The organism is Nocardioides scoriae, assembly GCF_900104965.1.
In the GTDB taxonomy this organism is placed as follows: domain Bacteria; phylum Actinomycetota; class Actinomycetes; order Propionibacteriales; family Nocardioidaceae; genus Marmoricola; species Marmoricola scoriae.
The window spans coordinates 3,055,408-3,079,172 of the sequence record NZ_LT629757.1 but is presented as its reverse complement, the minus strand read 5'-3'; the positions used below and the strand labels follow the sequence as shown (position 1 = coordinate 3,079,172).

Sequence of the window (23,765 nt, the reverse complement as noted above, 5' to 3'; positions counted from 1 at the left end):
GACACAAGCTGGAGGTCGTCGTGATCGGAGTCGGGCTGGTCGAGCTGGCCGTGCTGCTGGCGCTGGTCGTGGGGGCCGCGGTGGTCCTGTCGCTGGTGCTGCGGACCGGCGGCCGGCGGGTGCCCCCGACGCGCGAGTCGCGGTGGGTGGCCGCGACCCGGCTGGCCGGTCTGGTGGTGGGGCTGGTGGCGGCCGGGCAGGTCTGGCAGCGCGGGTCCTACGGCACCGGCCCGATGCTCGCGCCCGCCGTGCTCGGCCTGTGCGTCCTCGTCGCCGTCGCCCTCGGCGAGACCGTCGTGCGGCCCCGTCGGGGGGCGGGGTCGCGCTCGGCGTCGCTGCGGCCCCGGCGGGTGCGCGACTACGCACCGCGCCCGCTGGCCTGGGCCGTGGCGACCCAGGTCGTGGTCGCGGCCGTGGTGCTGGCCCTCACCACCCTGACGGCCAGCCGCGACGCGTACACCGACTCGATGCGGGCGCTGGCCTGCACCACGGCGCAGGGCGGCTCCTCGCGGACGCCGTACCCCGGCTCCTACTACAGCGGGCCGCTCGCTGTGGCGCTGGTGCTCGTGCTGCTCGTGGCGGCCCTCGCCGCCCGCCAGGTGGTGCTGCGGCCCCGCGGCCTGGGGGCCACCGACGCCGACGACGCCCTGCGCCGCCGCTCGCTGACGGTCGTGCTGGCCGCCACCGGCCTGGCCACCAGCGCGCCGTACGTCGGGATCGGGCTGACCGCGGGCCTGGCGCTGCAGCAGCTGGGGGCCGACGGCGTCGACTGCGCGGCCGCCTGGACCGGGCCCGTCGGGCTGGTGATCACCCTCAGCCTGGTGCCGGCCGCCGCGCTGCTGCTCGTGTGCACCGCGCTGCTGCTCGCGGGCCGGCCCCGCACGCCGGCCCCGGCGTACCCGCCCGTCCCGGCACAGCGGTGAGCCCGGCCGAGGTGACCGAGGGACCCGCGCCCCCCGGCGACCCGGGCGGGCTCGCGCTGGTCGTCGAGCCGGACGACCCGACGCCGCCGTACGAGCAGCTGCGACGCCAGCTGGCCGGCCTGGTCGGCGCGGGCGTGCTCGCGGCGGGCGACCGGCTGCCCCCGCTGCGCCAGCTGGCCGGCGACCTGGGCCTCGCCGTCGGCACCGTCGCGCGCGCCTACCGCGAGCTGGAGGCCGAGGGCCTGCTGGTCTCCCGCCGCGGCGGCGGCACCCGGGTCGCCAGCGGCGTGGTCCCGACCCCTGCCGCCGAGCGCGAGGCGCAGCTCGACGCGTGGGCCGCGGCGTACGTGCAGCGGGCCCGGGCGCAGGGGCACCCGGACGACGCCGTCGCCGACGCCGTGGCGCGGGCGCTCAGCGCTCCGCGTCGGCCTTGATCCGGGCCAGCGTCTGCTGCATGCCCTGCTGAAGCTCGGCGGTGAAGGACTCCTGGCCGCCCAGCACCCGCTTGGTCAGGGTGACCGAGAGGTCGGAGATGCCCTTCGGCGCCTCGCGACGCTGGGTGACCCGGGTGCCGCCGTCGGCGGTGGGCTCCAGGTCGAAGGACCAGACGGTCCAGTTCTCCCTGATCCGGAACGCCACCCGCTTCTCGGGGGTCAGGTCGACGACCTGGCCCTGGGTCGGCCACACCAGCAGTCCGCGCCGGTTGACGTTGACCAGCTTGGCACCGACCTTCATCTCGCCGCCCCGGACGAACGTCTTGACGTTCTGGGGGCTCCACCGCGGCATGTTGCGCAGGTCGGAGACCAGCGCCCACACCTTCGCGGGCGGGGCCGCGATCTCGGTGGTGGCCTCGAGGGGGGCGACGTCGGTCAGCGGCACGGTGGCTCCTGGGGGTGCGGTCGGACGGGCGGACGGGGTCGGGCTCAGGGACTGTAACGGCCGATGTCACAGCGAGTTACCCCGATGTGGGGAGTCCCACGTGAGGCCTCGTCGGCCGCGAGCACTCAGAGCCCGCGCGCGGCCGCCCACTCGCGCAGCGCGGCCGCGGCGTCGGCCTCGGCCATCGGGCCGTGGTCCAGGCGCAGCTCCAGCAGGTGGCGGTAGGCCTCGCCGACCTCGCGCCCGGGGCCGATGCCGAGGATCGTCATGATCTGGTTGCCGTCGAGGTCGGGCCGCAGCGCGGCCCGCCCCTCCTCCTCGGCCAGCCGTTCGATGCGGGCCTCGAGGTCGTCGTAGGTGCGCCGCAGCCGCTCGGCCTTGCGCTTGTTGCGGGTGGTGCAGTCGGCGCGGGTCAGCACGTGCAGCCGCTGCAGCTGGTCGCCGGCGTCGCGCACGTAGCGGCGCACGGCGGAGTCGGTCCACTCCCCGGAGCCGTAGCCGTGGAACCGCAGGTGCTGCTCCACCAGCTGCGCCACCGCGTCGGTCTGGTCGCGCGAGAAGCGCAGCGCCTGCATCCGCTTGCGGGTGAGCTTGGCGCCGACGACGTCGTGGTGGTGGAAGGTCACGCTGCCGTCGTCGAGGAAGCGGCGGGTGCGCGGCTTGCCGACGTCGTGCATCAGCGCCGCGAACCGGGCCGTGAAGTCGGGACCGCCCCCGAGCCGGTCCTCCAGGTCGATCGACTGCTCCAGCACCGTGAGGGTGTGCTCGTAGACGTCCTTGTGCCGGTGGTGCTCGTCGCGCTCCAGCGCCAGGGCGGGCAGCTCGGGCAGCACGTGCTCGGCCAGGCCGGTCTCCACCAGCAGCCGCAGCCCGCGCACCGGGTCGGCGGCGCAGACCAGCTTGACCAACTCGTCGCGGACCCGCTCGGCCGAGACGATCGTGATCCGCTCGGCCATGTCGGTCATCGCGGCGACCACCTCGGGAGCCACCGCGAAGCCCAGCTGCGCGGCGAACCGGGCCGCGCGCATCATCCGCAGCGGGTCGTCCGAGAACGACTGCTCGGGCGTGCCGGGGGTGCGCAGCCGCTTCTCGGCCAGGTCGACGATGCCGCCGAAGGGGTCCTCGAGCTGCTCGCCCGGCAGCGAGAGCGCCATCGCGTTGACGGTGAAGTCGCGGCGCTCGAGGTCGCCGACGAGCGAGTCGCCGTACTGCACGGCGGGCTTGCGGCTGGACGCGTCGTACGCCTCGGAGCGGTAGGTGGTGATCTCGACCTGCCAGTCGCCGCGCCGGCAGCCGATGGTGCCGAAGGCACGGCCGATGTCCCAGGTGGCGTCGGCCCAGCCCTTGAGCAGGCGCTCGGTCACCTCGGGGCGGGCCGAGGTGGTGAAGTCGAGGTCGGTCTGCAGCCGGCCCAGCATGGCGTCGCGCACCGGGCCGCCCACCAGGGCGATCTCCTCGCCGGCCGCCGCGAAGCGCCGTCCCAGCTCGTCGGTCACGGGGGCCACGCGCCGCAGCGCCCGGACGGTCCGCTCCTGGACGTCGGTGATCAGCATGGGCTCCTCGGACACGGGAGACGAGTCTAGAGGTGCGGCGGGACGCGCCCGACCCTGCGCCGGGCCGGGGTCGGCGTCCCCGCGCTCGGTAGTCTCCCGGGGTGAGCCGCGCCCGTTCGTCGACCCGCGCCCTCGCCGCGGTGGCCCTGCTCACGCTCACCCTGCTGCCCGGTGCCGTGGTCGCCGCACCGACCCCCTCGCCCAGCAGCACGACCAGCTCCCCCAGCAGCTCCACCGGGGCCACTCCGACCGCCGACCCCACCGACAGCTCCGCCGGCGAGGCCACGCCGCTGACGGTCGAGCTCGCCTCCCTCTCCCCGTCGGTGCTCCCGCGTCGGGGGGCGGTGCGGATGCAGGGGACGGTCACCAACAGCTCCGAGGAGGAGTGGAGCGACGTCAACGTGGCCCCCTTCTCCTCGACCACCCCGATGACCACCCGCGACGAGGTGGCCCTGGCCGCCCAGACCGACGAGGCCGCCACCGTCGGGGAGCGCCTCGACGACGCCGGCACCTTCGTCTCCCTGGGCGACCTCGCCCCGGGCGAGCGGCTCTCGTTCAGCCTGCGGGTGCCGGTCTCCGAGCTCCCGATCAGCGGGGACCCCGGCGTCTACTGGATCGGCGTGCACGCGCTCGGCACCTCCTCCGCGGGCCGCGACAGCGTCGCCGACGGCCGGGCCCGCACCTTCGTCCCCCTGGTCTCGCGGGCGCGCGCCCGGGCCACCCGGGTCCCGGTCTCGGTGGTGCTCCCCCTGCGCGAGCCCGCGCGCCGCGCCGCCGACGCCAGCCTGGCGGCACCGCAGCGCTGGGTCCGGCTCACCGGCGACACCGGTCGCCTGGCCCGCCTCGCCGACTTCGCCGACAGCGCCGGCGACGACCCGCTGACCTGGGTGGCCGACCCGGCCGTGCTCGACGCCGTGGGCGACCTGGCCCAGGGCAACCCCTCGCTCTCGCTCGGGGGCAGGCGCCGGGTCGCCGACCCCGACGACGGGGACGGCTCCGACGGCGGGTCCGACGGCGGCTCCGGCGGCGGCTCGGCGTCCGGGTCCCCCTCGCCCTCCGCGAGCCCCACCCCCCGGGGCGACGGCGACGCCGGCGCCGGGATCCCGAGCGAGGCCGACAGCCAGGCCGCGCGGGCGCTGCTGACGCAGCTGGTCGACTCGCTGCGCGAGCACGACCTGCTCACCCTGGGGTACGCCGATCCCGACGCCGCCGGCCTGGCCCGCCGCAGCGTCGGCCTGCTCGAGCGGTCCTGGCGCCTGGCGGCCCGCCGGATGGGGGCCCGCGACCTCGAGGGGCCGCTCGTGGTCGCTCCCCCGAGCGGGTTCTTCGACTCCGACCTGCTGGGACGGCTGCCCTCGGACGCCGAGCTGCTCCTCGGTGACAACGCCGAGCTCGACGCGCCGGTGGCCTCCCGCACGGTCGAGGGCCAGCGGCTGACCCTCACCGACGCCCGCGCCTCCTCCGGCGGCCCGGCCCCCACCTCGCCCACCGACCCCCTCGCGCTGCGGCAGCGGCTGCTCTCCGAGACCGCGCTCGAGGCGGGGTCCGGCGCCGACCCGCGGCCGGTCGTGCTGGCGCTGCCCGAGCGGTGGGACCCCGGGGCACGCTGGCGCGAGGCCGACTTCTTCGGCGGGCTCGACGTGCCGTGGCTGCGCCTGGCCCCGCTGCCCCGCGGCGAGACGACGTACGACGCCGCACTGCCCTACCCCCGCTCGGAGGAGGACGACGAGATCCGCGCCACCAGCATCGACGTGGCCCGCGGCCTCGTCGGGGCGGCGCTGGTGCTCGACGGGATGCTCGCCAACGACAACGACGTGCTCGACCGGCTGCTCGGCGCCTCGCTCCAGTCGGTGTCGTACGCCGCCCGCTCGGCCCGCGGCGCGACGGCCGCGCAGGCGATCGCGATGCGCGACGCCGCCCAGCGCGAGATCGACCGCGTCGCCGTCACCGGGACCGACTTCGTGACCCTGTCCAGCGGTGCCGGCGAGGTCACCGTCACCCTGGTCAACGGCCTCGAGCAGCCGGTGACCGTCGGGCTGCGCGCGGCCACCGACGGCGAGGTCAGCGTCGAGACCCCCGACCCGGTCGACCTCGGGCCGGGCCAGCGCTACACGATGCGGCTGCCGGTGCGCAGTCCCGAGGGGGTCCACTCCGTGACGCTGCAGCCCGTCACGCTCTCGGGCGCCGACGCCGGCCAGGCCTTCACCTTCGCGCTGCGCACCAGCCAGGTCGGCATCTTCATCTGGGTCGTGATCGCCGCCGGCGGCCTGCTGCTCGCGGTGATGATCGCGCGCCGGATCGTGCTGCGGGTGCGCGAGCACCGCTGGCGCCGGGCCGCCGGGTGAGGCCCCGATGAGCGCCTCCGACCGGTCGCGGTCGCTGCTGTCGTCGAGCGCGGTGATGGCCGCCGGCACGATCTTTTCCCGGCTCAGCGGCTTCGTCCGCGGCATCCTGCTGGCCGCGGCCCTGGGCATCGGCCTGCACGCCGACGTGTTCACCATCGCCAACACGGTGCCCAACATGCTCTACGTGCTGCTCGCCGGCGGCGTCGTCAACGCCGTGCTGGTGCCGCAGCTGGTGCGCTCGATGAAGAACGACGCCGACGGCGGTGAGGCCTACCTCAACCGCATCGTGACGCTGGCGATCCTGTTCCTCGGCGTGGTCACGGTGCTGCTCGTCGTCGCGGCGCCGCTGCTGATGCGGCTGTTCCTCGACCCCGCCTACTACGGCCCCGACCGGCGGGCCCAGCTCGACTCGGTGGTCGCCTTCGCCCGGTTCTGCCTGCCGCAGGTGTTCTTCTACGGCATGTTCGTGCTGGTCGGGCAGGTGCTCAACTCGCGCGGCCGGTTCGGCCCCATGATGTGGGCCCCGATCGCCAACAACGTCATCGCCGTCGGCGTGCTGGTGGCCTACCTGCTCGTCTTCGGCGCGGCGAGCGGCGCGGAGAAGCAGGGCGGCTTCACGCCGGGCCAGGAGGCGCTGCTCGGCCTCGGCTCCACCCTCGGCATCGTGGTCCAGCTGCTGGTGCTGGTGCCGTACCTGCGCGCGGCCGGCGTGCGCTACCGGCCCCGCTTCGACTTCCGCGGCGCCGGCCTGGGCCACACCCTGCGGCTGGGGGTGTGGACGGTGCTGTTCGTGGTGGTCAACCAGGTCGCCTACACGGTCGTGGTCAAGCTCGCGAGCGGCGGCACCGTCGGGGAGAGCGCGACCGGCGGCGTCGAGGGCACCGGCTACACCGTCTACTCCAACTCCTACCTGCTCACGATCGTGCCGCACTCGATCATCACCGTCTCGCTGGCGACCGCGATGCTCCCGCTGCTGTCGAGGTACGCCGCCGACGGCGAGCTCACCTCGATCGGCCGCACGGTCGCCTCGACGCTGCGCTCGGCGTACGCCCTGGTGGTGCCGGTGGCCGTGCTGTTCGCCGTGATGGCCCTCGACCTGGCCCAGGTGATCTGGGGCTACGGCGCCGCGGCCTCCGACTACGGCAACTTCGCGCCGACGCTGACCCTGTTCGGGTTCGGCCTGGTGCTGTTCACCGCCCACTACCTGGTGCTCCGGGGCTTCTACGCCCTGGAGCAGACCCGGCTGGTGTTCTTCGTCCAGTGCGCCGTCGCCGCCACCAACATCGTGGCCGCCCTGCTGCTGACCCGCGGCGTGGACCCCAGCCAGGTGGCCCCGCGGCTGGTGATCGCCTACGCCTGCTCCTACGGCGTCGGGGCGGCGGTGTCCTACACCCTGCTGGTGCGCCGGGTCGGCGGCCTGTCGAGCCGGCTGCTGCTGCGCTTCCTGGTCCGGCTGGCGATCGCCGCGGGCCTGGCGGCGCTCGTCGCGGTCGGCGTCCGCGAGGCGGCGGGAGCGGTGCTCGACCTCGTGCTGCCCGGTCGCGGGCTGGTCCGCGCGGTCCTGGAGCTGGGGGCGGTGGGGCTGTGCTTCCTCGCGGCGTACGTCGGTCTCGCGCGGGTGCTGCGGATCACCGAGGTGAACGACGTCATGTCCCTGGTGCTGCGCCGTCTCCGTCCCGGCAGGGGCGGCCGGACGCCCGCCGGACCGGCCTCGGGCTGACCCACCGGGCCCTACGATGGGCCCCGACGCGGAGGAGGAGATCGTGACGAGCGGAGCCATCGGTCCCGGGACCCTGCTCGCCGGCCGCTACCGGCTCGAGGACCTCCTCACCGAGGACGACGGGGCCCGCTTCTGGCGTGCCACCGACACCGTCCTGGCCCGCAGCGTGGCCATCCACGCCCTCCCCAGCGACGACCCGCGCGCCCCCGCCCTGATGGAGGCGGCACGGCTGTCGGCCACCGTCAACGACACCCACCTGCTCCGCGTCCTCGACGCCGACGACGCCGACGGGGTGGCCTGGGTCGTCAACGAGTGGGGCGAGGGCCTCTCCCTCGACCTGATGCTCGAGCGCGGCACGCTGGCGCCCTCGCGCGCCGCCTGGCTGACCCGGGAGGTGGCCGAGGCGATCGCCCACGGCCACAGCCAGGGCGTGGCCCACGGGCGGCTCAACCCCGAGTCGGTGCTGGTCACCCACGCGGGCGCGGTCAAGCTGATCGGCTACGTCGTCGACGCCAGCCTGCACCACCCGCCGTCCCCCGACCCGTCGTACGGCGAGACCGACGCGCGCGAGGCCGACGTCATCAACCTCGCCGGCATCCTGTACGCCGCGCTCACCGGCCGCTGGCCCGGCATCGCCGAGTCCTCCGTCCCCCCGGCCCCCCGCGAGGGCCGCCGGCCGCTGCGCCCCCGTCAGGTCCGGGCCGGGGTGCCGCGCGTGCTGGACACCATCTGCGACCGGGTGCTCCACCAGGAGGCCGCGCAGCACGCGATGCCGATCGAGACCGCCCAGGAGATCGCCGCCGCGCTGGCCGACTTCACCGGCGACTCCGGCGCCGGGGCCCCCCTGACGCTGGCCTCGATGCACCACGAGCCGGCGAGCGACGACGAGCCCACCCTGGTCGCGGCCGACCCGCGCGCCGAGCCCGGGGTCGACCGCGAGACCACCCCCCCGGCGGACCCCGCCTGGGACCCGGAGGCGACCCAGGCCGCCACGCCGTTCCCGGCCGTGGGCCACGCGGCCGCGGCAGGCCTCGATGCCCCCACCACCCGCGTCGACGCGACCGGCAGCCCCACCGGCAGCCCCACCGGCAGCCCCACCGGCAGCCCCACCATCGGGCCCGCCATGGAGCAGACCGCGCTGCACCGCGAGCCCTACGAGGCCCCCGACTCGCTCTCGCCCCTGGCCGCCCCCGACCCGCTGCCGCCGCCCCCGCCGTTCGAGGACTCCCCGGAGCGACCGCTCTTCGCCACGACGGAGCGCCGGGTGCCGGCCGGGGCCGCCAGCCGGACGCAGGCCTGGTCCGACGACACCCAGGGCCACGGCCCCACCGCGAGCCAGGGTGGGCCGCCCACCCAGGGCGGCGACCGGTCCGGCGACACCCGCGGACCCGAGAGCCCCGAGCACTGGCTGTTCACCGACGACGGCGACGCCGGTCGTGGTGCACCCGCCGGCACGGAGGGGCGCGGCTGGCTCCGCACCGCGGTGGTGATCGCGGTGGTGATCGCCCTCGCGGTCGCGACGGCCGTGGCGTTCTCGCTGGGCCGCCAGGACGGCGCCCTGCTCGGCGGCTCCCCCGACCCCACCGACTCCCCGAGCAGCGCCGCGGCCAGCCAGGTGCTGAAGCCGGCCGGCGTCAGCGACTTCGACCCCGAGGGCGACCCGGCCGAGGAGAACCCCGAGGAGGCGCCCAACGCCATCGACGGCGACCCCGCGACGGCGTGGACGACGCTGACCTACCGCAACCGCCCCGACCTGGGCGGGCTCAAGGACGGCGTGGGCCTGATGCTCGACCTCGGCCGCGACCGCGAGGTCGGCTCGGTCACGGTCCGGTTCGCGACCAGCCCCACCAGCTACGAGGTGTACGCCGCCCCCGCCGGCGTCACCGAGATGCCCACCGACGTCTCCCAGCTCGACCAGGTCGGGGAGCAGGCCGACGCCCCGGCACGCACCACCGTCGAGCTCGACCCCAAGCCGACCACCCGCTACGTCCTGGTGTGGCTGACCCAGCTGCCGCCGACCTCCGGCGGCTACCGGGGGGAGATCGCCGAGATCACGGCCCGGTCGTGACGCCGCCCGCCCTCGAGGACGACCGCACCGACCACGAGCTGCTCCGGGCCCACGTCGCCGGTGACGGCGGGGCCTTCGGGGTGCTCGTCACCCGGCACCGCGACCGGCTCTGGGCCGTGGCGCTGCGCACCACCGGCGACCGCGAGGAGGCGGCCGACGCCCTGCAGGAGGCGCTGGTCAACGCCCACCGCCGCGCCGCGGGCTTCCGGGGCGACGCGGCCGTGACCACGTGGCTGCACCGGGTGGTGGTCAACGCCTGCCTCGACCGGATGCGTCGCGCCCAGGTCCGCCGGGCCGACCCGCTGCCCGACGACGTCGAGCACCGCGCCCGGCTCTCGCCGACCGGCGCGACGCCGGAGGACCCCGCCGCCGCGGCCGTCGACCACGAGCGCCGCGACCGCGTCCTGGCCGCTCTGTCCACCCTGCCCCACGAGCAGCGCGCCGCGCTGGTGCTCGTCGACATGGAAGGCTTCCCCGTGGCCGAGGCGGCCGAGATCCTCGAGGTGCCAATCGGCACCGTCAAGAGCCGCTGCTCGCGCGGCCGGGCCCGGCTCGCCGAGCTGCTGCGCGACGTGTGGCGCGAGCCCGCGTCCGAGGGCCCGGTGGGAACCACCGACGCCTCCGGCGCGTCCCACCCCGAGGCGACCCGAGGAGGTGAGCAGCCATGACCGGCCCCCACGACGGCACCCCCGGTGAGGTCCCCGAGGACCTGACGGACCCCGACGAGCGACGGGTGCGCGACCTGCTCGCCGACCTGGGGTCCGGCGGCGCGCACGCCCCCGGTCCCGTGCCCGCCGACGTCGCCGCCCGCCTGGACGCCGCACTGGACCCCGCACTGGACGCGGCACTGGACGCGGGCCCCGCCGCGAGCGGCACCCCGGCCAGCTCCGGTGCCGACGCCACCGTCACCCCGCTCCAGGGCCGGCGGCCCCGGCGACGCGCCGGGCTGCTCGCGGCCGCGGCGGCCGTGGTGGTCCTCGTGGGCGGCGGCGCCCTGGTCCTCGGCCGGGGCGACCCGCTCGGCGGTGCCGGCGGCTCCTCGCAGAGCAGCGCCGACAGCAGCGGCTCGAGCCGGTCCGACGCCGGGTCCGAGGCAGGGTCCGACGGCGGGAGCACCGGGGGCAGCAGCGAGCAGCCCGAGGCGGCACGCGGCGGCGTGCCCGACCTCGGCGCGGACACGCTGCGGCGCGACGTGCGCCGCCTCGTCGACGCCGACCGCTCCACGCTGCGCGGCGCCGGTCCCGACACCGGCCTCGACCAGACCGGCTGCGCCGCGCCCGACCGGCCGGGCCGCGCCCGGGCCGTCACCCTCGACGGCACCCCCGCGGTGCTGCTGGTGCGCACCCTGCCCGACGGCACCACGGCGGCCCAGGTGTGGTCCTGCGAGGGCGACCGGGTGCTGGCCGGCACGCGATTTCGCGCCGCGGCTCCCCGACCGTGAGAATGGGGCCCATGAGCAGCCCCGCGCGGACCCGCGCCGTCCGATCCTCCGTCGAGATGGACATCCGCGAGGAGGCCGAGCTCGTCTGGTCCGTCGCGGTCGCCGACGGGGCCGGCCGCAGCGACGAGCAGCTCTCGCTCACCGTCGACGGCAGCCCCGTCGCGGTGCGCGAGGTGGCGGTCGCCGACGGCGGCCGGCTGCACGTCTGCACCGCCCCGGTCGGTCGGCTGCGGCTCGACTACCGCGCCACCGTCACCAGCAGCGCCGCGCCCGCGGAGGTCGACCCCGTCGACGACATCGTCTACCGCCGTCCCAGCCGCTACGCCGAGTCCGACGAGCTCGGCCCCACCGCGTGGGCGGAGTTCCGCGACCTCGAGGGCAAGGAGCTGCTCGACGCCGTCAGCTCGTGGGTCGGCACCCAGCTCTACTACGTCAGCGGGTCCAGCCGCCCCACCGACGGCGCCACCCAGACCTTCCTGGCCCGCCAGGGCGTGTGCCGCGACTTCGCGCACCTCGTGATCGCGATGCTGCGGGCCCGCAACGTGCCCGCGCGCCTGGTCAGCGTCTACGCCCCCGGCCTGGATCCCATGGACTTCCACGCCGTGGTCGAGGCCGCGATCGACGGCCGGTGGTACGCCGTCGACGCCACCACGCTCGCCCCCCGCGGCACCCTGGTCCGCATCGCCACCGGTCGCGACGCCTCCGACACGGCGTTCCTCACGGTCCAGTCCGGTCGCGCCGACCTGGTCTCGATGTCGGTCGACGCCACCGCCTCGCCCGACCTGCCGGGCGACGACCTCACCAGCCTGGTCGCGCTGGGCTGAGGTCCGGGGACCGAGCCTCCCCCGGAACATCCGCCCGGACCGCAGCGTTGGGCCCTACGATCCGCACCACCGACGATTGGACACCAGCAGTGAGCGCCACCCCCGACACCCGCACCGAGATCCGCGACGTGATCATCGTGGGGTCCGGCCCTGCGGGCTACACCGCCGCGGTGTACGCCGCCCGCGCCGACCTCGCGCCCCTGGTCTTCGAGGGGTCGGTGACCGCCGGTGGCGCGCTGATGAACACCACCGAGGTCGAGAACTTCCCCGGCTTCCGCGACGGCATCCAGGGCCCCGCCCTCATGGACGAGATGCGCGCCCAGGCCGAGCGCTTCGGTGCGGAGCTGGTGGCCGACGACGTCGTCGAGCTCGACCTGACCGGCGAGACCAAGGTCGTCACCACCGCCGACGGCAGCTTCCGCGCCCGCGCGGTGATCCTGGCGACCGGCTCGGGCTACCGCAAGCTCGGCCTGCCCGACGAGGACCGCCTCTCCGGCCACGGCGTCAGCTGGTGCGCGACCTGCGATGGCTTCTTCTTCCGCGAGCAGCACATCGCCGTGGTCGGCGGTGGCGACTCCGCGATCGAGGAGGCCACCTTCCTGTCGCGCTTCGGCTCCAAGGTCACCCTGATCCACCGCCGCGACGAGCTGCGCGCCTCCAAGATCATGCAGGAGCGCGCCCAGGCCGACCCCAAGATCGAGTTCGCCTGGAACTCCGAGGTCGCCGCCATCCACGGCGACGACAAGCTCACCGGCGTCACGCTGCGCGACACCCGCACCGGCGAGGAGCGCGAGCTCGACGCCACCGGCCTGTTCGTGGCCATCGGCCACGACCCCCGCTCGGAGCTGCTCCACGGCCAGGTCCGCCTCGACGACGAGGGCTACGTGCTCACCGAGTCGGGCTCGACCCGCACCAACGTCTCCGGCGTCTTCGCGTGCGGCGACCTGGTCGACCACACCTACCGCCAGGCCATCACGGCGGCTGGCAGCGGTTGCGCCGCGGCCCTCGACACCGAGCGATTCCTGGCCGACCTCGACTTCGCCAAGATCACCCCGGCTGGTGCGGCCACCGTCGGCGCCGGCGCCTGAGCCAGCCCGCACGACGACCCACCCCTGGAACAATCCACCCCCGCGGGCTGTTCACACCAGACACATCCCGCACGACCACGAGTCTTCTCGATGAATGGAGCAACACATGTCGAACCTGCAGGCCGTCACCGACGACAACTTCGAGACCGAGGTGCTGAAGTCCGACAAGCCGGTCCTGGTCGACTTCTGGGCCGAGTGGTGCGGTCCGTGCCGCCAGGTCGGGCCGATCCTCGACGAGCTCAACTCCGAGCACGGCGAGAAGCTGACCTTCGTCAAGCTCAACGTCGACGAGAACCCCGTCACCGCCTCCAACGCGCGGGTCAGCGGCATCCCGACCCTCAACGTCTACCAGGGCGGCGAGGTCGTGAAGCAGATCGTCGGCGCCCGCCCCAAGTCGGTGCTGCTCAAGGAGCTCGCCGACTACATCGGCTGAGCCCCCGGCTCCCGCCCCCACGGCGCCCCAGCCACTAGGCTCGCGTCGTGGATGCGACCTTCCGGCCCGGTGACACCGGCCCTGCCGTCGCCCAGATCATCGCTCTGCTCCAGCGGATCGGTCTCCTGGACGGCCCCCAGGACGGAGTCGCCGGGCCGTCGTCGTACGACGCGCGCGTCGAGCTCGCCGTGCGTGCCTTCCAGCAGCAGCGCGGCCTGAGCGTCGACGGCGTGGTGGGCCCGCTGACCTACCGCCGCCTCGACGAGGCCCGCTGGCGGATGGGCGACCGGATCCTGACCCACCTGCCGGGCAGCCTGATGGCGGGCGACGACGTCTACGCCCTCCAGGAGCGGCTGCTCGACCTCGGGTTCACCGTGGGCCGGCTCGACGGCTACTTCGGGCCCGACACCGAGGGCGGCGTGCGCGACTTCCAGCGCAACGTCGGCATCCCGCCCGACGGCACCTGCGGCCCGGCCACGCTCAAGGCGCTGGCGCGGCTGCGTCCGCTGGTGCGCGGTGGCGCGCCCAACGCGATGCGCGCCGAGGAGTGGATCCGCGAGTCCGGCCCCCACCTGGGCGGCAAGACCGTGGTCATCGACGTCGGTCGCGGCGACAGCCTGCGCCCCGAGCACCTCTCGGCCAGCGACGAGGTGCTGCACGACGTCGCCGCCCGCATCGAGGGCCGCTTGGTCGCCATCGGCGTCCAGGCGTTCCTGGCCACCCCGCGGTGGGCCGAGCAGCCCGCGGAGGAGACCGAGCGGGCGGCCTTCGCCAACCGCGCCGGCGCCGACCTGTTCCTCTCGCTGGCCCTCGACGCCTCCGAGAACGCCGGGGCGTGCGGCGTCTCGGCGTACTTCTTCGGCGACGCCAGTCCCGCCACCTGGTCGTCCTCCGGCGAGCGCCTCGCCGGGCTGGTGCAGCGCGAGATCGTGGCGCGCACGCCCCTGGTCGACCTGCGCTGCCACCCCAAGACCTGGGACCTGCTGCGCCGCACCCGGATGCCGGCGGTGCGCCTCGACGCGGGCTACCTCACCAACCCCGACGACGCGGCCGCGCTGCACGACCCGGCCTTCCGCGACACCCTGGCCGCCGCGGTGGTGGTGGCGGTGCAGCGGTTCTACCTCTCCCCCGACGTCGACGCCCGCACCGGCGTCATCGACGTCCGCGAGCTGCGCGAGAGCTTCCTGAGGTCCTGATGCCGCAGGTGGTGGCGCAGGCGTGGGTGCCGCTGGCCCCGGCCCGCGCGTTCGCGCTGAGCCAGACCACCGGCGAGCTCCGGCTGCGGTGGGACCCCTTCATCCGGTCACAGCGGCTGCTGGACGCGGAGCGGCCAGGGGTCGGCGTACGCACCCTGACCCACGCGCGGGTGGGCCCGCGGATGGTGAGCCGCTACGTGTCGTACCGCCCGCCCACCTCGGTGGGGATGACGATGGAGCGCGGGCCGTGGTTCTTCGCCTCCTTCGGCGGCGGCTGGCGCTTCACCGACGAGGAGCGCGACGGCGTGGCCGGGACCCGCGCGGTCTGGAAGTACAGCTACGCCGTCCGACCCGCCTGGCTGCGCCCGGTCGCCGAGCCCATCGGCCAGTGGCTGCTGGGCCGCGAGATCCGGGCGCGGATCGCCGCCTTCGCGCGCGCCTGCGCCGATCCCGCGGTCCTGGCCGAGGTGCCGGACGCCGGCTAGCGAGGGTCGCCCTCGCGCGGCACCGGCCGCACGGGCAGCTGCTGCTTGACGGGCCCGAGCAGCCGCTCGAGGCCGCGCTCGAGCTCCTGGCGCAGGCTGATGGTGGTGCGCAGGTCCATCCGCATCCGTGGGTGCAGCGGGTGGGCGCGGTGGGTGGAGAAGCCGACGGCGAGCAGGAAGTCGGTCGGCACCAGGCAGCAGCGGCCCGCGACGTCGTCGTCCCGCCACGGCGCGGTGCGCCCGAACGCCTCCACCGCGCGCACGCCGGTCCCGCTGGCACTGCGCCGCACCAGGTCCTTGGCCATCCCCTGGACCAGCAGCCGGCCCAGCCCGCCCCCGCGGTGGGCCTCGTCCACGTGGAGCTCGGTCAGCACGACCGCGTCGCCGCTCACCGGCGCCGTGGCGAACCCGTCGGCCCCGGGCACGTGGGCCGGCGGGGCCCACAGCGCGTGGCCGACCACGACGCCGTCGACGGTGACCACCCGTCCGCACGAGCCCCACTCGCGGAGCACCTCGGAGACCCAGGCGGCCTTCTCCTCCGCCTCGTGGCCGCGGGCCCGGGCGCGGCGCACGGGGTCGAGCTCCCAGAACACGCACTCCTGGCACCCGCCCGGCAGCTGCGGCAGGTGGTCGAGGGTGAGGCGCTCGGTCTTGCGGCCCATGGCCCCGATCGTAGGCCGACGGTGCGACCCCTGTCAGGGCGCGACCGTCGTGCGCCTCAGCGCCGCTGCGTGGCCAGGAACTCCGCGATGCGACCGATCGCCTCGGTGAGGGTGTCCAGGTCGGGCAGCGTCACCAGCCGGAAGTGGTCGGGGGCGAACCAGTTGAATCCCGTGCCGTGGGTGACCAGGATCTTCTTGGCGCGCAGCAGGTCGATGACGAACTGCTCGTCGTCCTCGATCGGGTAGACCTCCGGGTCGAGCCGCGGGAAGCAGTAGAGCGCCCCTCGGGGCTCCACGCAGCTGACGCCCTCGATCTCGTTGAGCAGCCGCGAGGCGGTCTTGGACTGCTCGTAGAAGCGGCCGCCGGGGTGGATGTACTCGTTGATCGACTGGTAGCCGCCCAGGGCGGTCTGGATGGCGTGCTGGGCCGGCACGTTGGCGCACATCCGCATGTTGGCCAGCAGCGTCAGGCCCTCGAGGAAGCTCTCGGCCACGTGCTTGGGCCCGGAGATCATCACCCAGCCCGCGCGGTAGCCGCAGACCCGGTAGGCCTTGGAGAGACCGGAGAACGTCAGGCACAGCACGTCGTCGCCAGCGTACGCCGCGGTGTGGTGGTGGACCGCGTCGTCGAACAGGATCTTCTCGTAGATCTCGTCGCTGAACACGACCAGCTCGTGGCGCCGCGCGATGTCGACCAGGCCCTTGACGGTCTCCTCGCTGTAGACCGCGCCGGTCGGGTTGTTGGGGTTGATGATGACCAGCGCCTGGGTCTGCGGCGTGATCTTGGCCTCGATGTCGGCCAGGTCGGGGTCCCAGCCGTTGTCCTCGTCGCAGCGGTAGTGCACCGGCACTCCCCCGCACAGCGCGACCGCACCCGTCCACAGCGGGTAGTCCGGCGCCGGCACCAGCACCTCGTTGCCGTCGTCGAGGAACGCCTGGAGGACCAGCGAGATCAGCTCGGAGACGCCGTTGCCGATGAAGACGTCGTCGACGCCGGTCTCGCGCAGGCCACGCGACTGGTAGTACTGCGAGACGGCCGTCCGAGCGGAGTAGATGCCGCGGGAGTCGGAGTAGCCCTGGGCCTCCGGCAGGTTGTGCACCATGTCGGCCACGATCGCCTCGGGCGCCTCGAAGCCGAACGGCGCCGGGTTGCCGATGTTGAGCTTGAGGATCTTGTGGCCCTCGGCCTCGAGGCGCTGGGCCTCGACGAGGATCGGACCCCGGACGTCGTACCGGACGTGCTGCAGCTTGCGGCTCTGGACGATCGGGCGCATGGGAGGAGTCTCGCAGGTCGGGCGGGCGCGCAGGCGCGTGGCACGATGCCCGGCATGCGCGACCTCACCTACCCGCCGATCATCCTCACCGCCAAGACCCTCTTCCGGGTGCTGGGCCTGTCGTTCCAGATGGACGGCACCCACCACGTCCCCCGCCAGGGCGGCGCGCTGCTGGCCTTCAACCACGTGAGCTACATCGACTTCGTGCTCGGCGGGCTCGCGGCGCAGGACTCCGGCCGGCTGGTGCGCTTCATGGCGAAGAAGGAGGTCTTCGACCACCCCGTCGGCGGCCCGGTGATGCGCTCGATGCACCACATCGCGGTCGACCGCGGCGACGGCGCCGGCTCCCTGGCCGAGGCGCTGCGCTACCTCGAGGAGGGCGAGGTCGTCGGCATCTTCCCCGAGGCCACGATCTCGCGGTCGTTCGAGGTCAAGGAGCTCAAGACCGGCGCAGCCCGGATCGCCGCCGAGGCCGGTGTCCCCCTCGTCCCGGTTGCGCTCTGGGGCACCCAGCGGCTGATGACCAAGGACCACGCGCGCGACTTCTCCCGCGGCAAGACCATCGGCATCCGCGTCGGCGAGCCGATGCACCCCACCGGCGCCGACCCGGCGGCCGAGACCCTCGAGCTCCACTCCCGCCTGGCCACCCTGGTCGGCGAGGCGGTCGAGGCCTACCCGGCCGCGGAGCAGCCCCCGGGCTCGTGGTGGCTCCCGGCCTCCCGCGGCGGCTCCGCCCCGACCCCCGACGAAGCGGCCCGGCTCGACGACGAGGAGAAGGCCGCCCGCGCGGCGCGACGGGCGGCCCGGGAGGACTGACGGGCCGGCTCCCGTCTCGGCGCTCGTCGTCACGGGGTGGAGTAGGGGTCCTGGTCCGCGCGCGGCGGGGTTGTTTCACGCGAAACATCCGCGCCTTGTCGTCTGGTCAACTGATCGACGTATCGTCAGGTTGCTTTATCGACATAGGCATAGGTCGGCTTGACCTCTTGCCGAGCGGCAGTCGCCGCCGTCGGGGGCTCGACCGGCCCGACGGGGGGTCAGCGTGACGCTCGCAGGCGTCGTGCGAGGTCGTCGCGCCGGGCGCGAGGTCGGCGTCGTGGGGCGCTGTGCGAGGTGGTCGGCGTCGTGGGACGTCGTGCGAGGCGGTCGGCGTCGTGGGACGTCATGCGAGGTGGTCGTCCTCGCAGCCAGCACGCATGACGCCCCGATCGACGTCGTACGACGTGGTCGTCATGGCGGCTGGAGCGCATGACGGCGGGGCGCCTGAGCGGCCTCGTCGTCCGGGACGTCATCAGGATCGTGGTCTCGAGGCCACGATCCGCATGACGTCCCGACCATGACGGCGCTCATCGCGAGCGGACGTCATGCGAGGTGGTCGCCTCTGCAACCAGCACGCATGACGTCCCGCTCGACGTCGTACGACGTGGCCGTCACGGCGACCGGACCGCATGACGTCCCACCGGCGCCCCGGAGGCACGGCGCGCCGGAAGAACGGCGCCCCGGAAGCGGGGCGGCCCCGGAGAACGGCGCCGCGACCCCTAGATGGGTCGGTCCTCGCGGTTCCGGGGGTCGATGACCGACACGATCCGCTCCAGGTCCGCCAGCGAGGCGAACTCGATGGAGATCCGGCCCTTCGAGCGCCCGAGGGCGACCTTGACGCGGGTGTCGAGGCGGTCGCTGAGCCGGTCGCCGAGCTCGCTGAGGCCGGGGGCGGAGGGGCGGGACGTGCGGACACGGGGGCCGTCGTCGTCCGAGCCGCCGTGGTCGCCGACCGCCACGATCTCCTCGAGACCGCGGACGGAGATGCCCTCGGAGACCACGCGGCCGGCCAGCTTGTCCTGGACGCCGGGATCGCTGACGCCGAGCAGGGCGCGGGCGTGACCGGCGCTGAGCACGCCGGCACCCACGCGCCGCTGCACGGCGGGAGACAGGTTGAGCAGCCGCAGCGTGTTGCTGATCTGCGGCCGGCTGCGGCCGATGCGGGTCGCGAGCTCGTCGTGGGTGCACCCGAAGTCGTCCAGCAGCTGGCGGTACGCCGCGGCCTCCTCCAGCGGGTTGAGCTGCGAGCGGTGCAAATTCTCCAGCAGCGCGTCGCGGAGCAGGTCGTCGTCGCCGGTCTGGCGCACGATGGCGGGGATGGTGTCGTGGCCCGCCTGCTGGGTGGCGCGCCAGCGGCGCTCACCCATGATCAGCTCGTACGACGCGTCCCCGGTGCGGCGCACCACGATCGGCTGCAGCAGGCCCACCTCGGAGACCGAGTGGACCAGCTCGGCCATGGCCTCCTCCTCGAAGACCTGGCGCGGCTGCCGCGGGTTGGGCACGATCGCGCCCACCGGGAGCTCGGCGAAGTAGGCACCGGCGGGCACCGGCTCCACCGCCGCCCCGGCCACTGGCTGCGTCGACGGATCGGCCGGCGCAGCGTCCTGACCTGCGGACACGTCGTCGGCGCGCACCTCCGGCTCCGGGGGAGCGGTCGGGATGAGCGAGCCGAGACCACGGCCCAGGCCACGGCGTACGGGCTGGTGGGTCATCGGTCTCCTCCGTCGGCGGCGGGCGTCGACGAGGCGGCCGACGGGGCGGGGCTGGGGGTGCTCGCACCGGGGGCGCCGCGCAGCGCCACCTCCCGGGCGGCCTCGAGGTAGGACAGCGCCCCGGGCGATCCGGGGTCGTAGGCGATGACGCTCTGGCCGTAGCTCGGCGCCTCGGACACGCGCACCGAGCGCGGGATCGCCGTGCGCAGCACCTGGTCGCCGAAGTGGGTGCGCACCTCGGAGGAGACGCCGGCCGCCAGGTTGGTGCGGGCGTCGAACATCGTCAGCAGGATGGTGCTGACCACGAGCCGGTCGTTGAGGTGGGCCCGGACCATCTCGACCGTCTCGAGCAGCTGCCCGAGGCCCTCGAGGGCGTAGTACTCCGCCTGGATCGGGATCAGCATCTCGGCCCCGGCCACCAGCGCGTTCAGCGTGAGCAGGCCCAGCGACGGCGGGCAGTCGACCAGCACGTAGTCGTAGCGGTCGTCGGCGTCGCCCACCAGCGGGTGCTCGGCCAGCGCCGTGCGCAGCCGGGTCTCGCGCGCGTCCATCGCGACCAGCTCGATCTCCGCGCCCGCCAGGTCGATGGTGGCCGGCACGACGAACAGGCCAGGGATGTCGGGGTGGTCCTGCACGGCCTCGGCCAGGGGGACTCCGTCGACCAGCACGTCGTACGACGAGAGCACGCCGCGGTGGTGCGGGATCGCCAGCGCCGTGGAGGCGTTGCCCTGCGGGTCGAGGTCGATGACGAGGACGCGCAACCCGTGCTGGGCCAGGGCGGCGGCCATGTTGACCGCCGTCGTCGTCTTGCCGACGCCGCCCTTCTGGTTGGCCACCACCATCACGCGGGTGCTGGCCGGCCGCGGCGCCGGGTCGCCGTACCGCCGACCCTGGCGCACCATCATCTGGCGCTCGATGGCACGGGCCATCGGGGTCGACTCGTCGAAGCGGGGCCGCTCCCGAGCGAGGTCGGCTGCCGTGCGGACGGACTGGCTCATCGGATCGCTCCGAGTTTCACGTGAAACACCCTCACTCTGTGGATAACTACGGTGGATCTGTGGACGCTCAGGCTCACAGCGCCTGGTCGCACCGGTGGATAACTCTGTGCGCGTGCACCGGGCTCAGGCCTTCCGCACGCCGACGACGGTGACCGGGACGTCCAGGAGATCCTCGCCCACCCGTACGACGCGCGGGTCGCGGCCCCCCAGCCGGCGCAGCACGCCCGCGTGGGTCTCCAGCTCCTCGGGCGCCGAGGACCCCTTCATCGCCAGCATCTCGCCGCCCGGACGGACCAGGGGGAGGGACCAGCGCGCGAGGCGGTCGAGGGGGGCGACGGCCCGCGAGGTCACCACGTCGAACTCCATCTCGCCGTGCACCTCCTCGGCCCGTCCCCGTCGGACGGTCACATTGTCGAGGTCCATTGTGGACACCGCGAGGTCCAAAAACGTGGTGCGACGCAGCAGCGGCTCGATCAAAGTCACGTGCAGGTCCGGCCGACGGATCGCGATCACCAGTCCCGGCAGCCCGGCGCCCGAGCCGATGTCGGCCACCGACCGGCCCTCGGGCACCAGGTCGGTCACCAGGGCGCAGTTGAGCAGGTGGCGCTCCCACAGGCGTGGCACCTCGCGCGGCCCGATCAGGCCGCGGACGATCGCCTCGGTCGCGAGCAGGTCGGCGTACGCCGCGGCCAGCGCCAGCCGGGAACCGAACACCCCCCGCGCCGTGTCCGGCGCGGGGGGTGCGGTTTCACGTGAAACGCCGTCGTCGGGACCGGTCACCGAGGCAGCACCACGACGTAGCGACGGGGCTCGGCGCCCTCGGACTCGGAGGTGAGGCCGGCGTCGGCGACGACGTCGTGGACCACCTTGCGCTCGAACGGCGACATCGGCTCGAGCTCGGCCTTCTCGCCGCTCTCGCGGACCTGGGCCACGATCTCGGTGGCGCGCTTCTCCAGCTCGGCCCGGCGGTCGGCGCGGTGGCCGCTGACGTCGAGCATGAGCCGCGAGCGCTCACCGGTCTCGCGGTAGACGGCCAGCCGGGTGAGCTCCTGGAGGGCCTCGAGGACCTCGCCGTCCTCGCCGATCAGCTGGGGCAGGTCCGCACCCACGACCGACACGGTCGCGCGGTCGCCCTCGACGTCCATGTCGAGGTCCCCGTCGAGGTCGGCGATCTCGAGCAGCTCCTCGAGGTAGTCGGCCGCGATCTCGCCCTCCTGCTCCAGGCGTGCCTTGCGGCCACCCGTCGTGGCCGGCGCGGTCGTGTCCTCGGGAGCGCCCTGCTGGTCGCCCGCCTGTCCGTCCACCTGGCCGGCCTGGTCCTGCACGCCGGTGTCCTGCGTCTGCTCGTCCTGCGTCGTCTCACTCACGAGGTCTCTCCCTGCTCGTTCGGGGTGGTGGGGTTCGTGCGCGGCGCGCCGGGCCTGGCCGGGCCCTTCTTGCGCTGCGAGCGCGTCTGCTTCTTCGGCTGCTGGCGGGAGACGGGCTTGGTCTCCTCGGTGGCCAGCGCCGTGGGGGAGGACCCGGCGTCGGGGGCGGGCTCGGGCAGTCCCTTGCGCGCCCGCTTGGCCTTGTCGCGCTCGACCTTGGCGCGGAACGCCTCGGTGTTCGGCGCCGGGTTGTTGCGGATCACGTAGAACTGCTGGCCCATCGTCCACAGGTTGGAGGTGGTCCAGTAGAAGAGGACGCCGATGGGGAAGGCGATGCCGCCGACCGCGAACACGAGGGGCAGCACGTAGAGCAGCAGCTTCTGCTGCTGGGCGTAGGGCCCGGTCAGCGCGTCCGCCGGCATGTTCTTGCTCATCAGCTGGCGCTGGGTCAGGAACGTGGTGGCGGTCATGCAGACCACGAGCACCGCAGCCAGGATGCGCACGCCGACCAGGTCGGTGCTGGTGAAGGAGTCGGAGATCTTGGCGCCGAGGAAGACCGCGTCTCCGAACTGCTCGTTGAGCTTCACTGTCATCAGGCCGCGCTCGACGCTGGGGTCCTTCGCCGCCTGGTCGATGAGGCGGAACAGCGCGAGGAACACCGGCATCTGGATGATGAGCGGCAGGCACGAGGAGAACGGGTTGGTCTTCGTCTCCTTGAAGAGCTTCATCTGCTCCTGGGCGAAGCGCTCCCGGTCGTGGCCGTACTTGTCGCGCAGCTCCTTCACCTTGGGCTGGAGCAGCTGCATGTTGCGGCTGGACTTGATCTGCTTGACGAACAGCGGGATCAGCAGCGCCCGGATCACCACGGTGAGCCCGATGATGGACAGCACCCACGCGATGCCCGTGGTCTCCCCGAAGATCCCTCCCCACAGCTTGTGCCAGCCCAGCAGGACCGCGCTGATGGCGAGGTAGAGCGGCGTCATGATGAAGCCGCCGATGGATTTGAAGAATTCCACTCAGACTCCTCGAGTCATCGAGTTCGGGGGAGGAACCGGGTCGTAGCCGCCCAGCGCCCACGGGTGGCAGCGCAGCACCCGGCGCACGGCGAGCCAGGACCCACGCAGGCTGCCGTGGGTGGTCACCGCCTCCAGGGCGTACGCCGAGCAGGTGGGGTGGTAGCGGCAGACCTGACCGTAGAGAGGGCTCACCGCGAACCGGTAGGCCTTCAGCAGGGCGATCAGGACGTGCTTCACGCGGGGGCCACCACCGGCACCGACGCGGCAGGGCCGGTGGAGGCACCCTGGGCGGGCGCCACCTTGGCCAGGCAGCGATCGAGGTCGTGGGCGAGGTCGGCGTACGCCGCCGTCGCCGAGGCCGGCAGGGCCCGCACGACGAGCAGCGCCTGTGGCGGCAGCTGCTCGAGGCGGTCGGCCACCAGGTGGCGCAGCCGTCGCTTGACGAGGTTGCGCGTGACGGCGTTGCCCACGGCCTTGGACACGACGAATCCTGCGCGGGGACGGTGGGGCAGTCCCCCGCCGGCGGGCACCAGCAGGTGCACGACGACGGTGGGGCCGCCGCTGCGACGACCCCGACGCACGGCCTCGCGGAAGTGCTCCGGTGAGGTCAGGCGGTGGACGGTGGGTAGCACGCCTGGAAGCTCAAGGCCTCAGGCGGCGAGGCGGTCGCGGCCCTTGCGACGGCGAGCCGACAGGATCGCGCGGCCGGCGCGGGTGCGCATGCGCAGGCGGAAGCCGTGGGTCTTGTGCCGGCGGCGGTTGTTGGGCTGGAACGTGCGCTTGCTCAACGTTGGTCACTCCACTCGAGGGTGCTACTGGACAGCAGGTCAGGTGTCACGGGGGTCGTACGACGCGACGGTCGCCAGTTGGATCTGGTGCTGGTCAACTGGCACCGCACGTCCACGTCCCCCGTGCTGGGCTGCCATGGACATGCGGCACCGGTCGACACCCGTTCGACCGCACTA

General features: G+C 74.2%; 25 protein-coding genes. 13 read left to right on the top strand and 12 right to left on the bottom strand.

The genetic code is table 11. The features are described 5' to 3' along the window. The first annotated feature begins 20 nt into the window (after positions 1–20). Both BLU55_RS14615 and BLU55_RS14610 read left to right on the top strand, forming a co-directional pair. The gene (locus BLU55_RS14615; protein WP_091731109.1) at positions 21–923 is read left to right on the top strand and encodes a hypothetical protein; all 903 of its coding nucleotides are present in this window, start codon (positions 21–23) and stop codon (positions 921–923) included. 11 nt (positions 924–934) lie between these two features. Next, a complete protein-coding gene (locus tag BLU55_RS14610) occupies positions 935–1,357 on the top strand; it encodes a GntR family transcriptional regulator (RefSeq protein WP_231916890.1) in 423 nt (140 codons plus the stop codon). Here BLU55_RS14610 and BLU55_RS14605 read toward each other — a convergent pair. Continuing rightward, entirely contained in the window at positions 1,335–1,802 is a 468-nt protein-coding gene (locus BLU55_RS14605) for an SRPBCC family protein (RefSeq protein WP_231916889.1), read from the bottom strand. The two genes, BLU55_RS14610 and BLU55_RS14605, sit on opposite strands and share 23 nt — an antisense overlap. A 125-nt stretch (positions 1,803–1,927) precedes the next feature. Beyond that, complete coding sequence (locus BLU55_RS14600; RefSeq protein ID WP_091731105.1) at positions 1,928–3,355, bottom strand: CCA tRNA nucleotidyltransferase; 1,428 nt, start codon at positions 3,353–3,355, stop codon at positions 1,928–1,930. 101 nt (positions 3,356–3,456) lie between these two features. Between BLU55_RS14600 and BLU55_RS14595 the strand changes: the two genes are divergently transcribed. From BLU55_RS14595 to BLU55_RS14550, 10 genes are all read left to right on the top strand, one after another. Next, entirely contained in the window at positions 3,457–5,700 is a 2,244-nt protein-coding gene (locus tag BLU55_RS14595; protein ID WP_091731103.1) for a DUF6049 family protein, read from the top strand. A gap of 7 nt (positions 5,701–5,707) precedes the next feature. Then, complete coding sequence (gene murJ / locus BLU55_RS14590) at positions 5,708–7,420, top strand: murein biosynthesis integral membrane protein MurJ (protein ID WP_091731100.1); 1,713 nt, start codon at positions 5,708–5,710, stop codon at positions 7,418–7,420. A 43-nt stretch (positions 7,421–7,463) separates the two neighbouring features. Beyond that, positions 7,464–9,488 carry a protein kinase family protein gene (locus tag BLU55_RS14585; protein ID WP_157682892.1) on the top strand — a complete coding sequence of 675 codons (2,025 nt, stop codon included), beginning with the start codon at positions 7,464–7,466 and terminating at the stop codon, positions 9,486–9,488. Next, positions 9,485–10,156 carry an RNA polymerase sigma factor SigM gene (gene sigM / locus BLU55_RS14580; RefSeq protein ID WP_091731095.1) on the top strand — a complete coding sequence of 224 codons (672 nt, stop codon included), beginning with the start codon at positions 9,485–9,487 and terminating at the stop codon, positions 10,154–10,156. The genes BLU55_RS14585 and sigM overlap by 4 nt, the downstream gene beginning before the upstream one ends. Next, positions 10,153–10,929 (top strand): hypothetical protein, encoded by a 777-nt coding sequence (locus BLU55_RS14575; RefSeq protein WP_091731092.1) that lies wholly within the window; start codon positions 10,153–10,155, stop codon positions 10,927–10,929. Before sigM ends, BLU55_RS14575 begins: the two co-directional genes overlap by 4 nt. Positions 10,930–10,940: 11 nt before the next feature. Further along, the gene (locus tag BLU55_RS14570; protein WP_091733969.1) at positions 10,941–11,753 is read left to right on the top strand and encodes a transglutaminase-like domain-containing protein; all 813 of its coding nucleotides are present in this window, start codon (positions 10,941–10,943) and stop codon (positions 11,751–11,753) included. Positions 11,754–11,812: 59 nt separating this feature from the next. Continuing rightward, positions 11,813–12,841 carry a thioredoxin-disulfide reductase gene (trxB, locus tag BLU55_RS14565; protein WP_407938433.1) on the top strand — a complete coding sequence of 343 codons (1,029 nt, stop codon included), beginning with the start codon at positions 11,813–11,815 and terminating at the stop codon, positions 12,839–12,841. Positions 12,842–12,947: 106 nt separating this feature from the next. Next, positions 12,948–13,274: a thioredoxin gene (trxA, locus tag BLU55_RS14560; protein ID WP_091731087.1), complete on the top strand. Its 327-nt coding sequence runs from the start codon at positions 12,948–12,950 to the stop codon at positions 13,272–13,274. A gap of 47 nt (positions 13,275–13,321) precedes the next feature. After that, the gene (locus BLU55_RS14555) at positions 13,322–14,470 is read left to right on the top strand and encodes an N-acetylmuramoyl-L-alanine amidase (protein WP_091731083.1); all 1,149 of its coding nucleotides are present in this window, start codon (positions 13,322–13,324) and stop codon (positions 14,468–14,470) included. After that, complete coding sequence (locus BLU55_RS14550) at positions 14,470–14,955, top strand: SRPBCC family protein (RefSeq protein ID WP_091731080.1); 486 nt, start codon at positions 14,470–14,472, stop codon at positions 14,953–14,955. The genes BLU55_RS14555 and BLU55_RS14550 overlap by 1 nt, the downstream gene beginning before the upstream one ends. On the opposite strand, the gene BLU55_RS14545 is transcribed toward BLU55_RS14550, so the two are convergent. Together BLU55_RS14545 and BLU55_RS14540 are read right to left on the bottom strand one after the other, a co-directional pair. After that, positions 14,952–15,617 (bottom strand): GNAT family N-acetyltransferase, encoded by a 666-nt coding sequence (locus BLU55_RS14545; RefSeq protein ID WP_091731077.1) that lies wholly within the window; start codon positions 15,615–15,617, stop codon positions 14,952–14,954. The two genes, BLU55_RS14550 and BLU55_RS14545, sit on opposite strands and share 4 nt — an antisense overlap. Positions 15,618–15,673: 56 nt before the next feature. Next, positions 15,674–16,891, bottom strand: a complete 1,218-nt coding sequence (locus BLU55_RS14540) for a pyridoxal phosphate-dependent aminotransferase (RefSeq protein ID WP_091731075.1) — start codon at positions 16,889–16,891, stop codon at positions 15,674–15,676. Positions 16,892–16,945: 54 nt separating this feature from the next. On the opposite strand from BLU55_RS14540, the gene BLU55_RS14535 reads away from it, so the two are divergent. Beyond that, the gene (locus BLU55_RS14535) at positions 16,946–17,707 is read left to right on the top strand and encodes a lysophospholipid acyltransferase family protein (RefSeq protein WP_091731072.1); all 762 of its coding nucleotides are present in this window, start codon (positions 16,946–16,948) and stop codon (positions 17,705–17,707) included. A gap of 719 nt (positions 17,708–18,426) precedes the next feature. Here the strand turns inward: BLU55_RS14535 and BLU55_RS14530 are convergent. The 8 genes from BLU55_RS14530 to rpmH all read right to left on the bottom strand — a co-directional run bounded on the left by BLU55_RS14530 (position 18,427) and on the right by rpmH (position 23,588). Next, positions 18,427–19,419: a ParB/RepB/Spo0J family partition protein gene (locus BLU55_RS14530; protein ID WP_091731070.1), complete on the bottom strand. Its 993-nt coding sequence runs from the start codon at positions 19,417–19,419 to the stop codon at positions 18,427–18,429. Next, the gene (locus tag BLU55_RS14525; RefSeq protein WP_091731067.1) at positions 19,416–20,417 is read right to left on the bottom strand and encodes a ParA family protein; all 1,002 of its coding nucleotides are present in this window, start codon (positions 20,415–20,417) and stop codon (positions 19,416–19,418) included. The genes BLU55_RS14530 and BLU55_RS14525 overlap by 4 nt, the downstream gene beginning before the upstream one ends. A gap of 123 nt (positions 20,418–20,540) precedes the next feature. Next, positions 20,541–21,131 (bottom strand): 16S rRNA (guanine(527)-N(7))-methyltransferase RsmG, encoded by a 591-nt coding sequence (gene rsmG, locus BLU55_RS14520; RefSeq protein WP_197681002.1) that lies wholly within the window; start codon positions 21,129–21,131, stop codon positions 20,541–20,543. Positions 21,132–21,193: 62 nt separating this feature from the next. Next, positions 21,194–21,640 (bottom strand): Jag family protein, encoded by a 447-nt coding sequence (locus tag BLU55_RS14515; protein ID WP_231917186.1) that lies wholly within the window; start codon positions 21,638–21,640, stop codon positions 21,194–21,196. Positions 21,641–21,780: 140 nt separating this feature from the next. Further along, positions 21,781–22,800, bottom strand: coding sequence for a membrane protein insertase YidC (gene yidC / locus BLU55_RS14510; RefSeq protein ID WP_269457920.1), 1,020 nt, complete (start codon positions 22,798–22,800; stop codon positions 21,781–21,783). Then, on the bottom strand, positions 22,801–23,037 hold the full coding sequence (gene yidD, locus BLU55_RS14505; protein WP_091731061.1) for a membrane protein insertion efficiency factor YidD: 237 nt from the start codon (positions 23,035–23,037) through the stop codon (positions 22,801–22,803). Further along, entirely contained in the window at positions 23,034–23,432 is a 399-nt protein-coding gene (gene rnpA / locus BLU55_RS14500; RefSeq protein ID WP_091731058.1) for a ribonuclease P protein component, read from the bottom strand. The genes yidD and rnpA overlap by 4 nt, the downstream gene beginning before the upstream one ends. 18 nt (positions 23,433–23,450) lie before the next feature. Then, positions 23,451–23,588, bottom strand: coding sequence for a 50S ribosomal protein L34 (rpmH, locus tag BLU55_RS14495; protein WP_091731055.1), 138 nt, complete (start codon positions 23,586–23,588; stop codon positions 23,451–23,453). Positions 23,589–23,765: the final 177 nt, after the last annotated feature.

Excerpts from the sequence above, each read along its gene's own strand:
- BLU55_RS14530 (WP_091731070.1), bottom strand. The coding sequence starts at position 19,419 with ATGACCCACCAGCCCGTACGCCGTGGCCTGGGCCGTGGTCTCGGCTCG.
- BLU55_RS14600 (WP_091731105.1), bottom strand. The coding sequence starts at position 3,355 with ATGCTGATCACCGACGTCCAGGAGCGGACCGTCCGGGCGCTGCGGCGC.
- BLU55_RS14575 (WP_091731092.1), top strand. The coding sequence starts at position 10,153 with ATGACCGGCCCCCACGACGGCACCCCCGGTGAGGTCCCCGAGGACCTG.
- trxA (WP_091731087.1), top strand. The coding sequence starts at position 12,948 with ATGTCGAACCTGCAGGCCGTCACCGACGACAACTTCGAGACCGAGGTG.
- murJ (WP_091731100.1), top strand. The coding sequence starts at position 5,708 with ATGAGCGCCTCCGACCGGTCGCGGTCGCTGCTGTCGTCGAGCGCGGTG.
- BLU55_RS14545 (WP_091731077.1), bottom strand. The coding sequence starts at position 15,617 with ATGGGCCGCAAGACCGAGCGCCTCACCCTCGACCACCTGCCGCAGCTG.
- BLU55_RS14525 (WP_091731067.1), bottom strand. The coding sequence starts at position 20,417 with ATGAGCCAGTCCGTCCGCACGGCAGCCGACCTCGCTCGGGAGCGGCCC.
- BLU55_RS14570 (WP_091733969.1), top strand. The coding sequence starts at position 10,941 with ATGAGCAGCCCCGCGCGGACCCGCGCCGTCCGATCCTCCGTCGAGATG.
- BLU55_RS14540 (WP_091731075.1), bottom strand. The coding sequence starts at position 16,891 with ATGCGCCCGATCGTCCAGAGCCGCAAGCTGCAGCACGTCCGGTACGAC.
- BLU55_RS14535 (WP_091731072.1), top strand. The coding sequence starts at position 16,946 with ATGCGCGACCTCACCTACCCGCCGATCATCCTCACCGCCAAGACCCTC.
- BLU55_RS14550 (WP_091731080.1), top strand. The coding sequence starts at position 14,470 with ATGCCGCAGGTGGTGGCGCAGGCGTGGGTGCCGCTGGCCCCGGCCCGC.